The sequence below is a fragment of the Photobacterium atrarenae genome, assembly GCF_024380015.1.
Taxonomy (GTDB): Bacteria; Pseudomonadota; Gammaproteobacteria; order Enterobacterales; family Vibrionaceae; genus Photobacterium; species Photobacterium atrarenae.
Genome location: NZ_CP101509.1, coordinates 790,244 through 805,590 on the forward strand (window position 1 = coordinate 790,244; position 15,347 = coordinate 805,590).

The 15,347-nt window shown below is 54.1% G+C and carries 8 protein-coding genes; 5 read left to right on the forward strand and 3 right to left on the reverse strand.

Annotated elements, in window-relative coordinates:
* Positions 1-70: 70 nt before the first annotated feature.
* From NNL38_RS19620 to NNL38_RS19630, 3 genes are all read right to left on the reverse strand, one after another.
* Positions 71-3,181, reverse strand: a complete 3,111-nt coding sequence (locus NNL38_RS19620; protein ID WP_255392128.1) for an efflux RND transporter permease subunit — start codon at positions 3,179-3,181, stop codon at positions 71-73.
* Positions 3,181-4,251 (reverse strand): efflux RND transporter periplasmic adaptor subunit, encoded by a 1,071-nt coding sequence (locus NNL38_RS19625; RefSeq protein ID WP_255392129.1) that lies wholly within the window; start codon positions 4,249-4,251, stop codon positions 3,181-3,183. The genes NNL38_RS19620 and NNL38_RS19625 overlap by 1 nt, the downstream gene beginning before the upstream one ends.
* A gap of 392 nt (positions 4,252-4,643) precedes the next feature.
* Positions 4,644-6,644 (reverse strand): replication initiator protein RctB domain-containing protein, encoded by a 2,001-nt coding sequence (locus NNL38_RS19630; RefSeq protein WP_255392130.1) that lies wholly within the window; start codon positions 6,642-6,644, stop codon positions 4,644-4,646.
* Positions 6,645-7,989: 1,345 nt separating this feature from the next.
* On the opposite strand from NNL38_RS19630, the gene NNL38_RS19635 reads away from it, so the two are divergent.
* The 5 genes from NNL38_RS19635 (at position 7,990) to NNL38_RS19655 (ending at position 15,290) form a co-directional block, all read left to right on the forward strand.
* Positions 7,990-9,204 carry an AAA family ATPase gene (locus NNL38_RS19635; RefSeq protein ID WP_255392131.1) on the forward strand — a complete coding sequence of 405 codons (1,215 nt, stop codon included), beginning with the start codon at positions 7,990-7,992 and terminating at the stop codon, positions 9,202-9,204.
* A gap of 8 nt (positions 9,205-9,212) precedes the next feature.
* Positions 9,213-10,187 (forward strand): ParB/RepB/Spo0J family partition protein, encoded by a 975-nt coding sequence (locus NNL38_RS19640; protein WP_255392132.1) that lies wholly within the window; start codon positions 9,213-9,215, stop codon positions 10,185-10,187.
* 159 nt (positions 10,188-10,346) lie between these two features.
* Positions 10,347-12,413, forward strand: coding sequence for a tRNA(Met) cytidine acetyltransferase TmcA (locus tag NNL38_RS19645; RefSeq protein ID WP_255392133.1), 2,067 nt, complete (start codon positions 10,347-10,349; stop codon positions 12,411-12,413).
* Positions 12,414-12,689: 276 nt separating this feature from the next.
* Complete coding sequence (locus tag NNL38_RS19650; RefSeq protein ID WP_255392134.1) at positions 12,690-13,085, forward strand: hypothetical protein; 396 nt, start codon at positions 12,690-12,692, stop codon at positions 13,083-13,085.
* 531 nt (positions 13,086-13,616) lie between these two features.
* Entirely contained in the window at positions 13,617-15,290 is a 1,674-nt protein-coding gene (locus tag NNL38_RS19655; protein WP_255392135.1) for a flagellar assembly protein A, read from the forward strand.
* Positions 15,291-15,347 lie beyond the last annotated feature (57 nt).

Consider the following 15,347-nt stretch of genomic DNA (forward strand, 5'->3'; position numbering starts at 1 on the left):
AACCATCCTGCCACCAGAGCAAGAGCCAGCCACGCCAGGGGCCTTGGGGCAACACGCCCTCGCCTATCTTCTATGAGCCCGGTTTATCCTCTCGCGCTAACTGCTGCGCCAGTTGACGCGCCACGAACTCCGGACTATGCGTGCGGCGGGCCAGCAAGCTGTAGACCACCGGGATCACCAGCAGGGTAAACACGGTCGCCACCGTAATCCCGACCATCACCACAATCCCGATCACCAGCCGGGTTTCCGCCCCGGCCCCGGTGGCAAGGATCAGCGGCACCGCACCGGCAGCTGTGGTGATCGCCGTCATCAGGATCGGACGCAGCCGCGCCGCTGCCGCATCAATGATTGCCTGTTCAAAGGCTTCGCCCTGATCCCGGAGCTGGTTGGCAAACTCAACAATCAGGATCCCGTTCTTCGCCGCCAGCCCCACCAGCATGATGATCCCGATCTGTGAATAAATATTCAGACTCTGATCGGTGAAGTAGAGCCCGAGCAAGGCGCCGAACGTCGCAAGCGGCACCGTCAGCATGATCACAAACGGGTGAATGTAGCTCTCAAATTGGGCGGCCAGCACCAGGAACACCACCACCAGCGCCAGCAAAAAGACAAACAGTACCGAAGTGCTCGAGTCCTGATAATCCTGGGACGGCCCCTTGTAGTTCACCACGGCGTCAGGCGGCAACAGCTGCCGGGTCAGGGCGTTTAAATAATCGAGCCCTTCGCCCAGGGTGTAGTCATCGGCCAGGTTGGCCTCAATGGTAATCGCCCTGACCCGGTTGTAGCGGTTGAGCTGCGGCGCATCGGCAAACTCGGTCACGCTGATCAGGCTCGACAGCGGGATCAGCTCGCCGCTGCGATCGGAGCGGACATAGAGGTTGCTCATATCCGCCGCGGTATTCTGCCGCTCGCGCTGGCCTTCAATCACTACGTCATACTCTTCGCCTCGCCACTGATAGGTGGTGACCAGCCGGGAGCCGAGCATCGACTCCAGCGTGCGGCCGACATCGCGCAGCGACACCCCGAGATCGCCGGCCCGATTGCGATCAATTGCCACCCGGAACTGCGGTTTGGTCTCTTTGTAGTCGTGATCCAACCCGGTCAGGCCGGGATTGTTGCCGGCCTCTTCCAGCAGGATATCCCGCCACCGGGCCAGCTCTTCGTAGCTGCCGCCACCGAGCACAAACTGCAACGGTTTACCGACCCCGCGGCCGAACGGCTGGCGCATCACCGCAAAAGCCCGCACCCCAACCAGATCGCCCAGTCGCTGCTGAATGTCGCGGGTGATGGCGCCGGCACTACGGCGCTGGGCCCAGTCTTCCAGTACCACAATCGCAAACCCGTTGGAGAAATCCTCAATCCGTCCCCAACCCCGGGGCGCCCGGACCAGCAGGCGCTTAATTTCCCCGGCGTCCACCAACGGCATCAGCCGGTGCTCGATTTCATTCATGTAAGGTTGCATAAACTCAAAGCTGGCCCCCTGCGGGCCGTTGATGATGATAAACATCGCCCCGCGATCTTCTCTGGGGGCAAATTCGGAGGGGATCCGGCTCGCCAGCCAGCCACTGCCGGCCAGCGCCACCACAATGATCCCAACCACCCAGACAGGCCGGCGGATCCACTGCCCCAGCGCACGGCGATACGCTTCCGTCGCCCGGGCCAGCAAGCCGGTCATCACCTTCACCAGCCACGGCTCAGATGAGACCGGACGCATCAGTTTCGAGCCCATCATCGGGCTCAGCGTCAGCGCAACCAACGAGGACAAGATCACTGCCGCACTGATGGCAATAGAGAACTCACGAAACAGCTTGCCCAAATCCCCCTGGAGAAAGCCGATCGGCAGGAACACCGATACCAGCACCACGGTGGTGGCAATGATGGCGAAACTGACCTGGCGTGCGCCGAGAAACGCCGCCTTGAGCGGCGGCTCCCCCAGCTCGATCCGGCGGTGAATGTTCTCCAGCATCACTATCGCATCGTCAACCACGATCCCGATCGCCAGCAACAAGGCCAGCAGAGTGAGCAGGTTGATGGTATAGCCGAGCGCGAACAGGACAATAAAACTGCCGATCAGCGAGACCGGCAACGTCAGGGCCGGGATCAGCATCGCCCGAACACTGCCGAGAAACAGGTAAATCACCAGCACCACCAGGCTCAGGGCAATCAGCAGGGTTTTGTAGACTTCATCAATGGAGGCCTGGATAAACACCGAGGAGTCATAGGAGCGCTTGATCTCCATCCCTTCCGGCAATGTCGGATTGAGTTGATCTACCAGGGCATTGGCGGCATTGGCAACGGCCAGGGTGTTGGCCGTCGACTGGCGGGTGATACCTATCCCGATCATATCCTGGGTATTGCCGCGGAAAGTGATCCGCTCTTCTTCGGCCGCCAGCGACACCCGGGCCACATCCCCCAGCCGGATCAGGTAACCGTCATCACCGGCGCCGACCACCAGCTGGGCAAAGTCTTCCGGGGCCACAAAACTACGCTGGGTGCGGATGGAAAACTGACGATGCCGGGACTCCAGCGAGCCGGCCGGCAGCTCGACATTGTCCGAGCGCAGGGCATCTTCCACATCGGCCACTGTCAGGCCGCGGGCCGCCAACTTCTGGCGGTCGAGCCAAATACGCAACGCGTACTGCTTGCCGCCACCGATGCGGATATTAGCCACCCCGTCGATCACCGAAAAACGATCCACCAGGTAGCGCTGGGCATAATCGGTCAGCTCGAGGGTGTTGAGGCGATCGGAGACCAGGTTAAGCCACATGATCACCTCTGAGCTGCCAGCCGCTTTTTCCACTTCCGGCGGATCCGCCTCTTCCGGCAAGCGATTGAGCAAACCGGCGATCCGATCCCGGACATCATTGGCCGCGGCATCAATATCCCGCCCGATCCCGAATTCCAGGGTGACGCTCGAGCGCCCGTCGCTGCTCTGGGAGCTGATATTGCGGATCCCGGCGAGGCCCGAAACCTGATCCTCCACCACCTGGGTGATCCGGCTCTCGACGATCGCCGCCGAAGCCCCGCGGTAATTGGTCGAAACGGTAACTACCGGCGGATCAATGTTGGGATATTCCCGTAAAGGCAATTGCTGGTAGGCCACCAAGCCAAAAGTGATCAGCAGCAAACTGATCACCGAGCCCAGCACCGGCCGCTTAACGGCAAGATCGGTCAGCAGCATCAGCCGGCCTCCTGGTAGGTGAAGCGCTCAGCAGCGCGCGTCTCGACTGTTTGTCCCGGCCGGACCCGCTCAATACCTCGGGTAATGATTTGCTCGCCTTCTGCGACCCCACTGACAATCTCCGCGCGGCCGCGACTGCGGTAACCAACCTCAACCAGGCGCTGCTCCACCATCTTGTCCGGCGTTACCACAAACAGGTAATGCGATTGCTGCCGGGCTACCAAGGCCTCTTCCGGCACCACCAGACCAGCATGCTGATCCACAATCAGCTGCAGCGTCATCAGCATGCCGGGACGCAGCAGCAACTGAGGATTGGCAATTTCAGCCCGGACCACGATCGCCCGGGTTAGTGGATTCACCCGGCTGTCGACCCCGCTCACCCGGCCGGTAAAGCGTTGCTCCGGAAAAGCCGCCACACGGCCTTCAATGGCAGAGCCGACGCTCAACTGGCCGATATACTGCTCAGAGACGGCAAAGTCGAGTTTGACGATTGCCAGATCATCGAGTGTGCTGATCACAGTGCCCGGCGTTACCAGGGCGCCGGGGCTAATCTGGCGAAACCCCAGCAATCCGGCAAAAGGCGCGTGAATAAAACGGGCCTCCAGCTCCGCCTGGTTCTGAGCCAGCACTGCCCGGGCCACTTCGATATCCGTCTGGAGCCGATCCAGCTCGGAACGGGCAATGGTGTTGCGCCGCACCAGCCCTTCAATACGCCGGTATTCCCGCTCCTGCTCCCGGAGGTTAGCCCGGGCCGCCCGCACCTTGGCCTGCTGCTCCCCCGCACGCAGGGTCACCAACAGCTCACCCCGGCGCACCTGCTGGCCGTCACTGAAGTGGACCTGCTCGACTTTTTCGGTCACTTTGGCCGACAGTACCACAGATTCGCGAGATTTCACCGTACCGAGCGCTTCCACTTCTCGTCGCACAGATTCACGTCGTACGCTGGCCACCACCACACTGGGCACCCTGGCGGAATATACCGCCCCCTGACTGCCACCGAGCTCTTTGTACCACACCCCAACCGCCAGAGCGGCCAGAACAATCACGCCAATAATCAAGGTCGATTTCATGATCCCTGCCTGATACCTGCGCCACAGCATCGTCAATAAAAAGGCTTACTGTCTCCGCTACGCCTGTTCCGGCGACGGAGATCATTATTGAATTGGTATAAGTATAGGCAGCAGGAAACCCCGGGAGGCCGGGTAAATCAAACGACGGGGGTAAACGACAGGCAAAAAAAAGCGAGCCGCAGGGGCTCGCAAAAACTCATATATGCTTTTCGAAGGGTGGCAGATGAATGACTCCGACAACCATTTCAGGTCTTTCATCGCATTTCGAAAGGGACAAAGGTTATATCACGATCAAGTATGCCGGATAACGCGACTGTCATGTCAGGGTTATGTCAGAACTCTGTTCGAGTTTTGTCAGCCCCTGAAAATTGGACTCAATATCACGGTATAATTTAAATTCCGCGCGCCATATCATCCAGCGCCGTCATCACCTGCTCATTCATATGGCCCTGATGAACCAATTTACATACCTTACGCCGTACCGCCAGGCCAGAGATCAGGCGCTCAATTGACAGATGACGTTCTTCCTGCTGGGTATTGTAGAGCTCAATGGTCTGACTGAGCGTTTCGTACGGCACCACCTCTTCACCGACGCGTAGCCAGTCAAGCTTCTCCAGAAGCCCGTGGCACTCTTCAGAGATTGAGGCGGCAGAATGCCCAGTCATCGCCGATAGCGCCGTGATACTGCGCTGGAGCGCCTCTGAGGAGGTATATTTAGACAGGATGATGGTCAGCTCGTCGGCATTGATCTCCACCAGATGCTTTCTCAGTTTCACCCTGCGGCCGAGACGGCCCTTGCTACGGCCCTCCTTGCGCTGGATCGGCTCAAACTCACCGTCGATGATCTCGGAAAGCTGATCAAGTTCCTGTTTGGGCAATATTTCATTGCGCAGCGGGTTCGGCATGGTCGGGGCCATGGTCCGCTTGCCCTCATTGGTGGTTTTGGCGCGGGAGTAACGGATCACCTCATCAGCATCGCAGCGGATATCGATCCGGTAATCACAGTAGCGCTTCTCCTGATCCTCGGGGCTGATCGTCAAGTGGTATCCCCACAGGTTCACCGCAAACACGTGATCGGTGATCTTCCCTTCCGCCAGCTTGCGCAGCTCGCGGATCAAATCGGTGGAAAAGCGCCGCCACTCGATATTGCGCGCCAGTTTCTGATTCAGCTCGCTCAACAGCATTGAATCATTGGCCCGGCGCGACATCCGGCTTCTGAAGAACGAATACAGCTGGAACACCAGGGTATGCTGGCGCAGGATTTCCGGCGGGAACAAGAAGAAATAATCCCGGGTCAGCAGCTCATCAAAAAACGACGGCTCCCAAACCAGGATGTAAAGGTTCGGTTTGATCCGGATCTCGCCGTCTTCCCCTTCCTGCGGGGCTTCTTCGGAAGCGGTGATTGTTCTCGCCAGGAAGCGGAAGCGATCACTCTTAAAGCCTTCCGGCATGTTCTCGCTCAGCCAGCGGCCGGTCAGCTCATGAAGCTGGAAATCGGTAAATTCAATCCGATCAATACTTTCGCGGATTGAATCCCGGGCCGGACCGCTGTCTTTCTTGCCACGCAGCGCCAGGATATCTGTAATGTAAATTGGGGTTTTATTGGCCATATGCCGAGACTGCAACTCATAGTCCGGCAAATGATGATCATGATATTGCACCGTCAGGGTAAACAACGCGAACAAGGTCATCAGATCATCGACGGTCATGATCGACTTGGCAGATCGGGTTTCGATGATCGCCTTGGTACCGCTGATCGCGACCATCGACTTTTGGTAACTTTTCTTGGTTCGCGGCGGTGCCAGGGCCTGATCGATGATCCCAGCCCAGCTGGTGGGCGAAACCACGATCTGATCCGCTTCATCCGGCATCGCCGGTGGCGTCCCAAGGCCGTGCTCAGTCAGCAGGCGCCGGTTGACCTGGTTCTGAGCCAGGGCTTTGGATCGTTTCTGTTTTTCCTTGACCTTGCTCTGTTCGGAATTGAGGCTGCCGGCTCCGAGCTGGGCAATCAGGGATGCCGGATTGATGAAGTGGTGCAGCATGGTTTTGCCGGCCAGACCTTCTTCAAAACGAACCGGTTGTTGGGTAAACAGGCCAATATTGACCGCCGCACGAAGTCGTTGCTGTACGGCTGCTCGCGTTAATTGCCCCTCGGTTGCTTCAACCAGTTCAGTGGTGGAAACCATGCCGTCCCGGCTGGACAAGCCTCGCAGGGAAATCAGATTCAGTAATTCGATGATGCTTTTGGTGACGCCTTTGAAATGCTGATACTGCGGTAACCAGTCCACCAGGGCTTCCGGGATCGCAAACAAGTGGCCGTCTTTATGGGATCGTGGCGCGGGGATCAGGATCTTTTCGTTGTGTTTATTCTCGTGGTGATCTGGAGCGTTCATCTCTCAATAGCCGTAGAATCATCATCTTTCCGGAAAGAGTAATCGAAAAAAAACAAGAAAGAAAGTTCTTTTTATTGAATCAGTTAAATACTGATCTTTTTTGATTTAGATGATTTAAATGATGAAGTGATCTTATGATCCGGCATCGATTTTCTTTGTAACTCAATGAAAAATAAAGACTTTAAAATCACCCATGACGGAACGATGATCAATGCGGGAGCGGAACGTTGATCAATAGTGACTTGAAACGATGATCAAATACAACTCGCAACAATGATCATCGGATCCTCGCATTCATGATCATCATCTCCCTGAAACCATGATCATGAATTGATCACCGCTTATCCACAGGGTTATCCCGCTTGATCGGGGGCAATCTATGTTTTGCTCCGATCAGACGGTCCAATCGACCCGATTTTGAACCGGAACAATGATCATGTTGGGGGGGGTTCAACATCCTGGCGGCGAATCGTTCATCGTTACGGTGGGAATGTCAGCAAAGTTGAAATGACATTGCCCGTAACAGACCGGTGCCTTTGCATCTATCCGGCGTCACACCTGAGCGGAAGACAAACTACGTCAATCCGGAAAAATGATCAAGTGGTGAACGCTGCATTTCAATTTTATTTCAAATGGGTATCACGAGGGGCGATTCTTGCCCTATCATGCTCCGATTGATGAGCATGGAGCCAGATACAGCCTGCATTCGCCGTAATTTGGCCGGGATTTTCCATGCTTCCGGGACAGATCCGGATTGGGTGGCGGTCCTGATCGCTTACTTGATCATTTTTCCGGATCTTGCAGGCAGGCGATCCGGGTTGTGTCAGTCCAATTCCGGGGGATTGAAGCCCTTGATCATCGTTTCAGATCCGGGCTCAAGGCTTGGAAGGATGATCAAGAGAGTGACTTGTGACCCGCTTGGTATTCGGATCAGAGCGGCGCTTGGAAGCAACCAATTTCAGTCTGATCGCTATTGTTTGATGAAATAAGTTGATTTCATGGTTTAAATGATGGGTTTTCTTATTACAAGGGCTGAGAGTGATTTTAAGTTGAAATGACAGTGACCGTAATCTTGCCATACGATAATACGCTTCCGGCGTAGGTCCGGCTGGTTCCTAATTTACATTGTAAAATAGTGACGCCGTAACACTTTTATTCTGCGTTTTATAGCTTGCCATTGTCGGCTTATTTTTTCGGTTTTAGCGCGCTGCCGTGCGTGGTTTTTGCCTGAAAAACCGGATTTTTACTTGAGACTAACATCACACAACCCTGTTCAGCTTTTTATTGTATGAGGTGTATATTGCTGTACAATAAGGCAAAATACTAATCATGGCGAATAATACGAATGAATAGGGAACAGACGATTCAAAACTTGCTGCATATTGCAGAGCAGACGAAGCAGGTTCAGGCGGACCGGATCGAGATTGTCCTCGAAGAGCGTCGCGAAGAGCTTTTTCCGCCGATGTCAAAAGCATTAATGGAAACCCGCTCTGGCCTGACCCGCCGTAAACTCGATGATGCGATTGCACGAATGGAAGCGAACGGTCATCAGTTCACCAAAAACAATGCCAACCACTACTCGATCACCCTGGAAGAAGCGCACCAGTTGATGACTGCGGCCAAGAAGCCGGCGTTTCATGAACGCGAAGGAGCTGGCCGCAAGCCCTGGATTGTCAATGTGCAAAACCAGAAAGGCGGGACCGGTAAATCGATGACCGCTGTTCATCTGGCTGCATGCCTGGCGCTGGATTTGGATAAACGCTACCGGATTTGTTTGATTGACCTTGATCCCCAGGGCTCATTGCGGTTGTTCTTGAATCCGCAGATCAGCGTCGGCGATCAAGAAACCATTTATTCTGCGGTTGATGTGATGCTGGGGAATGTGCCGGAAGGCCAGGCGCTCGATAAGCCATTCATGATGGAAAATGTGGTGATGCCAACCCAGTATCCGAACCTGAAGACCATCGCTGCGTTTCCGGAAGATGCGATGTTTAACGCCGATGCCTGGCAGGATCTGGCGGTGAATCAGGATCTCGATATTGTTCGTTTACTCAAAGAGCGGGTGATTGATCCGATTGCCGATGAGTTTGACATCATTATGATTGATACCGGCCCGCACATCGATCCCCTGGTGTGGAATGCGATGTATGCGTCAAATGCACTACTCATCCCATGTGCCGCAAAACGTCTGGACTGGGCATCCACCGTGAATTTTTTCCAGCATCTGCCGACGGTGTACGAGATGTTCCCGGAGAAGTGGCATGGGCTGGAGTTTATTCGCCTGGTGCCAACCATGTTTGAAGATGATAACAAGAAGCAGGTCTCGGTGCTGACCGAGATGAATTATCTGATGCGGGATCAGGTGATGATGGCGACAGTGCCGCGTAGCCGGGCGTTTGAAACCTGCGCTGATACCTACAGCACCGTGTTTGACTTAACCGCGGCTGAGTTTGAAGGTGGCAAGAAGACATTATCTACGGCTCAGGAGGCGATTCAGCGGGTCGGGTTAGAGCTGGAACGTGTCATGCACAGCCATTGGGCGAATTTGAATCAGGAGTAATTTAGCAGATGGCAATTAAAACCACAGATCTCAATGCGCGTCTGTTCGGTAAGGCGGATAAACGCCGGGCAACGACCCCGGCGGAGGCGCAAACGGCGGCCCGTGACAAAGCGGCAGTGATTGAACTGGCGGTTGCCGGGGAACAAACTGTTGCTTTTGAACTGGTCAAAATTAATGCCGCGGAAGTTGCAGCAAAAACTCAGGTGTTTGCAGAAAATGCGCGTGAGCAGGCATTTCTGACTGAGCATGCGCTGGCGGATATCTTAAATACCCTGAAAGAGCGTGGCCAGCAATATCCGGCCGTTGGTCGCTGGCTGGATGACGGGCGCATCGAGGTCCTTGATGGTAGCCGTCGCCGGATGTCGTGTATTCTGGCGGAAAGAGATTTTCTCATTTATGTTGCCAAAGGGATCAACGGCGAACATGCCAAGTTCCTGTCTGATGTGGCCAACGCCCATAAACCGCTGTCGTTGTATGAGCGCGGTAAAGAGATGCAACTGTTGTTGAGTTCCGGTAAAGTTGCGGATCAGAAAGAGTTGGCAAAGTATTGCCAGTGCAGTGAAGCCCTGGTCAGTGGCGCCTTGAAAGCCGCGAGCTTGCCGATGGAACTGCTGATGGCATATCCGAGTGTCGGGGAGCTTGGGCGACCGACGATTGTGAAACTTCATCGTCTTTACTTTGGGCTGGATGAAACCCAACGCGAACAGCTGCTCAGCCAGATCAACCACGGTGGTGAAGCGTTGTGGAAATCGATTGATGCCCAGGGGATCACCCGGATCACCCGTGAGGTGACGCAGCAGCTGGAGGAACTTGGCGAGACTTTTAAGCCAAAGGTTGAAGCTGAGAAGCCCAAGCCGCAAGAGCTGATCAAGGGAAAAGTAAGCTATACCCGTGATGGTGACAAACTGCAGCTGAAACTGAAAAGGCTGACGGAGCGCCAAAGCGACGAAATTCTGGCTTACCTGGCCGACTACCTCAAGTAGCGCCAAGCCGATAAAGACCGCAAACCACGCCCGGTAGCAATGCTCGGCGTGGTTTTTTTGTGCCTTTTGATTGGCGCCTGAGCTTGTGTCTTTGTGCTGCTTAGCGCTCTAATTTATCCATGCTATGATCAGTTGCGATTTTCATCATCGAGTAAAAGCATGTTAGATCTGACCGACTATGCCACGGCACTTTATCTGCAGGCGAAGCAGGCCAATGTTCGTTACCTGGTGGCTATTCAGGGCGACTGGCAGTGGAGCGAGCCGTTAGCCCGCCAACTGTACCGGTTGTATGACGATGTATTGTGGGCCGGGGAGCAGGCTCCGGTCGGGATACAGGCATTACCGCAAAAAAAAGCGCGGCAGTGGCTGGGGCAGGAGTGTGAGTGCTTGGTGTTTAATGCGCACCAGGCGTTGTTGCCTGATGCACTCGGCGCACTTTCAGGTACAGTGACCGGTGGCGGGATATTGATTTTGCTGTTACCCCGGAGTTGGGGTCATGCCCAGGCGCGGCCTTCTCACCAACGATTGAATCGTTTGTTGCAAACGCCGGACGTGATTTATCTGCGCCAAGGCCAACCACTGCCGCCGTTACCTGCTGCTTGCCCGCCATCGGCTGTGTATGCGGATCCGGAGTTTGGTTGTTTGAGCGCTGAGCAGACTGAGGCCGTTCATGCCATTCGCCGGGTCGTCACGGGTCATCGCAAGCGGCCGTTGGTGCTGACGGCAGATCGCGGTCGCGGTAAATCCGCCGCACTTGGCATTGCCGCGGCCAGCCTGATGCGGGAGCGGCCACTGCGGATTGTGGTAACAGCCCCTTCTTTTGCCTGTGCCGGAACCCTGTTCCGCCATGCTGCCCGATGTCTTGATCTGGCGTATCAGCAGCAAAGGTCTCTCGATTATCTGCACAGCTCAATCGAGTTTATGGCGCCGGATGCGCTCCTCAGCGATGCGCCGGTTGTCGATTTTCTGATTGTTGATGAAGCCGCAGCGATTCCGGCCCAGTTGCTTCAGCGGGTACTGGCCCGTTACAACCGGATTGCGTTTGCCAGCACCATTCATGGCTATGAAGGAACAGGGCGGGGCTTTGCGATTAAGTTTCGTCAGCAGCTCGATATCATGATGCCGCAATGGCGCGCCCTGAAGTTATCGGCGCCCATTCGTTGGGCCGAAGGCGATCCGCTGGAAGGCTGGATCTACCGGGCATTATTGCTCGATGCTGAATATCCGGATTTGGTGAGCTCTCGGCAAAAGGTGACTTATCGTGCGGTGGCCGCGTCAGAATTACTCAATGGTGAGTCATCATTGTCTGCGCTGTTCGGGTTATTGGTGCATGCCCATTATCAAACCTCGCCTGCTGATCTGAGCCAGATACTTGATGATGAGTCTGTCCAGGTGATTGTTGCTGAAGCTGAGCAGCAGGTGATCGGGTGTGTACTCCTCTCACTTGAAGGTGGCTTTAGCGAGAGTCTGGCCGCGCAGGTTGTGCTGGGGAAACGTCGTCCGCGGGGCCATTTATTGGCACAGTCGATTGCCGCGCACTTGGGGATTGCGAGTGGTGCAGAGCAGCGGTGTGGCCGGATTATGCGCATTGCCGTTCATCCGAATTGCCAGCAACAGGGGGTTGGCCGTGGTTTGTTGGACTATTGCCGACAATGGGCTCAAGCTCAAGAACTGGATTATCTTGGGACAAGTTTTGGTTTAGTCCCGGAACTGTTCGACTTTTGGCGGCGCGCCGGTTACCAGCCGATCCGGTTAGGGATCACGAAAGATGCCGCCAGTGGGGCACGTTCTTTGCTGACTGTGCTGCCGCTCTCGGATGATGCGCAGTGTTGGTATACCCAGGCAAGATCTGTCTTTGCCGCAAATTTTTTAGCCCAGCGAGTAGAACAATTTCGTGATTTGGAGACGGACCTGTTTTGTCAGCTTTATCGCAATGTACTTCTCAATTTGCCGAGCCCCCCGCCGGTTCCAACAGCCGTAGTTGAGCATCAGTTACAGATCTACGCTCAGGGAGGTCTGGGGTATGACTTGATTATCGCCGTGTTGGAGTATTGGATTTCTGCGCGGTTAATGCAATCGGAGACTATCGAGCCCTACGTACAGATGGCGGCTGCTAAAGTGTTGCAGCGTCAGTCCTGGGAACAGGTCATTCAGGAATTCGGCCTGAGCGGCAAGAAACAGGCTGAGGCGATCCTGCGCCAACTGGTCGCCGAATCACTTGAATAGTGCTTTGTTCTTATCTTTACACTGTAAATTCTTGATGAATGGATCAGAGACGCGCTTAGTTTACATTGTAAATCCTTTCTGAAATCTTCAACGATGAACGGTCGCACAAAAGAGCACGCCATAATGAAACGATGTTTTATTATGGCGTGCTTTCATCATTTATTGAAGCCTGGACCTGCATTGTTGAAAAATAGTCTAAAGTTAGAGAAGGAAGGAAGACTTTTTTGCGGATAAATTTGCCCATCTGTGGCACTGGACTGGAATCGGGGGAAAGAGATGAGTTTTGTCAAAGTTCATAGCAAGACCTTGGAAAAGTTGACGTTGCCCGTATTTCACCCAGTACAGCCCGATCTTTTTTACTCTCCGGGTAAGGGCGGGTTAGCTGCACGGCTGTATAAACATTCGATAGCTGCCGATGATCAGCTGTTTGATATGGGATGTCGGATCAGCGTGGCACGGTTGAGTAAGCGAAGCCTGTATCTACGAGCAGCCTCCCCTTTGGAAATGACCGCTGTGTATGAGTTGGCGTTACCGGGAATGCATGCCTTGGCCGGGTATTTGACCCCTGTTGAGCGAGGTGATAGCCAAGGTCGCGGATGCCAGTATCAGTTTCATTTAAATCATTGGCTGACTGACGAACAGCTGATGTATTTAGTCGTCGATCTGGATTAAAAAAAGCCCCGGGCAAGCCGGGGCAAATCAGGACGCTTGATACACTGCGAACTTGGGGGAACGCAGTACGGGATGTATGCCGTCCAATTGTTTCAATCGTCATCGCGACCGAATGGTTGCCATATCGGTAGTGCGAGTTTTGTGCCAATCTGTCTGCACTAGGACTATTTTTATTTATTGTTCTAAAACAATTGGTTATGTTAGTCCCTTCTGGGCCGCTCTATTGCGTAGAATTGTCCGGCGGGTGGAATACTACCCGTGTGGAAACGCGGAGTGGGTCAGATCTTACCCGAAAATATCATCGCAATATCTCAAACCGTGGTCCTCACATCACTCTGATGTCTGCTTTATTTGCTCTAATGAGTGGTAAATCTGCGAGGTTTCTTTTATCAATAAAGTTGCAAATAGAAGTGTGACTGGGGCGCGATCCACCTCATTGTGGCAGAGGTAAGATGAGTGGTAGGGTGTCTATTGAACGTATTTTTTATAATGCATATTCAGATACTGAATCGCTGGTGTCAGAGGTAATTCATGCCCCTTCTTCAATTATCACAAGATGGCTGTTCGCTTTCTCTGATCACAAACTCAGGTCAGTGCCAATATGATGTGCCGATCACGCGTGAGTTGATCGATACCCAGCTGCATGAATTGGGTGTCGAGAATTTTTATCGGTTTGAACCTGCGATCACGGAAGCACTCGAGCTGTTAAATGTTGCGGTATCGAATGAAGAGCAAGACAGTGATGTTGCCGTTGAAATCCGCCAAATCGTTATCGCTGAACGTCGGGATGCCGGTTTATTGGTGAAGACCGAGCCTGATTTGATGACGGCATCGGTCACCGTCACCGGTGCTTTTGGTGGTGCGCAAGTAACCGGCCAACAATTGATTACGGCTTTACAAGAAAATCATATTGTAAAAGGGATCAGCAAAGCTGTACTTCAGGAATTGCTGGTGCAGGCGCAGCAATTGGCGCCGGGAGAAAAATTAACCATGGGGGTGGCATTTGGTCGCGAGCCGCAGCATGGTCGGGAAACTTGGTTTGAGCCTCTGGTTGCGGATGCCAGCCAGCGGATCCTGTGTCCTCAGGCGACGGAGGATGGCAAAGTGGACATGCTGGATCTGGGCGCTTTGATCACTGTTGAGGCCGGGCAAGCGGTCATGAAACGACATCCACCAACCCAGGGCGTGGATGGGTTTAATGTGCTCGGTAAGCTGATCTCTGCGCTCCCGGGTGAGGAGAGGCCCTTTGAACCCGGTGACGGCACTGCAATTGATGAATCGGATGACAGTCTGTTGATTGCAGTGAAATCCGGAATTCCGCGCCGCATGCCGTGCGGAGCCCAAGTCGATGATGCGTTAACCCTGGCTGGCGTGGATGTTTCGACGGGGCATATTCAGTTTGACGGCAGTGTTGTGATTGAAGGGGATGTGAAGCCTGGAATGAAAGTCTCGGCAACGGGCAATATTACTGTCAGTGGTTTTGTCGAACTTGCCACGTTGGAAGCCGGCGGTGATATATTCGTGGCGCAGGGCATTATTGGCCGCCAGCAGGAGAATAAAACCTTACCGTGCCGTATCCAGGCCAAAGGCAAAGTGGTTAGTAAATTTGCTCAATATGCCGAAATTGTCGCGCATGAATCTGTATCCTGTACCCTGCATGTCCTGCACTGCCAGATCAAAACTTCCGGCTTAGTTTCTGTGATGGATCAGTCCCGGCGGCAAGGGACCCTAAGCGGTGGTACGGTTGATGCTGGCCAGGGGGTGATTGCGGTCAATATTGGTGCTGCGGCCGGAGTGACAACGGAGATTGTTGTCTTCAGTCACTATCAGCAATGGCGTGATCGGCTCGGTGAACTTTATCAAAAAATCGAGCATGAACGCCGCAATGGCCGGAAGTTGAAGCAGGCCAAGTTGAAGTTACTGAAAGTTACGGCAGCGAAGCGGCCGCCGGAGTTGATTGAAAAGCTAAAAGCCGCATCGGCGTCTCACCAGCAAACAATGGCTGATTTGAAGCACCGCTATCAAGTATTGCGGCAGCGCTATGATCAGACACTTAAGAATGCAAAAATCACTGCGACTACTCATTTTTACGCCCATATTCGCTGTCAAATTGAAAAGGAATTCATGATGGTGGATGAGGAACACGGACCGAGTGTCGTTTGTTATGATGAGCGGCGCTTACAGCGTTTAGCTTATCATGCCTGAAAATTTACACTGTAAATATCCTTCCCATACTGAGTCTGTTGCGCCACTGGTATCCCG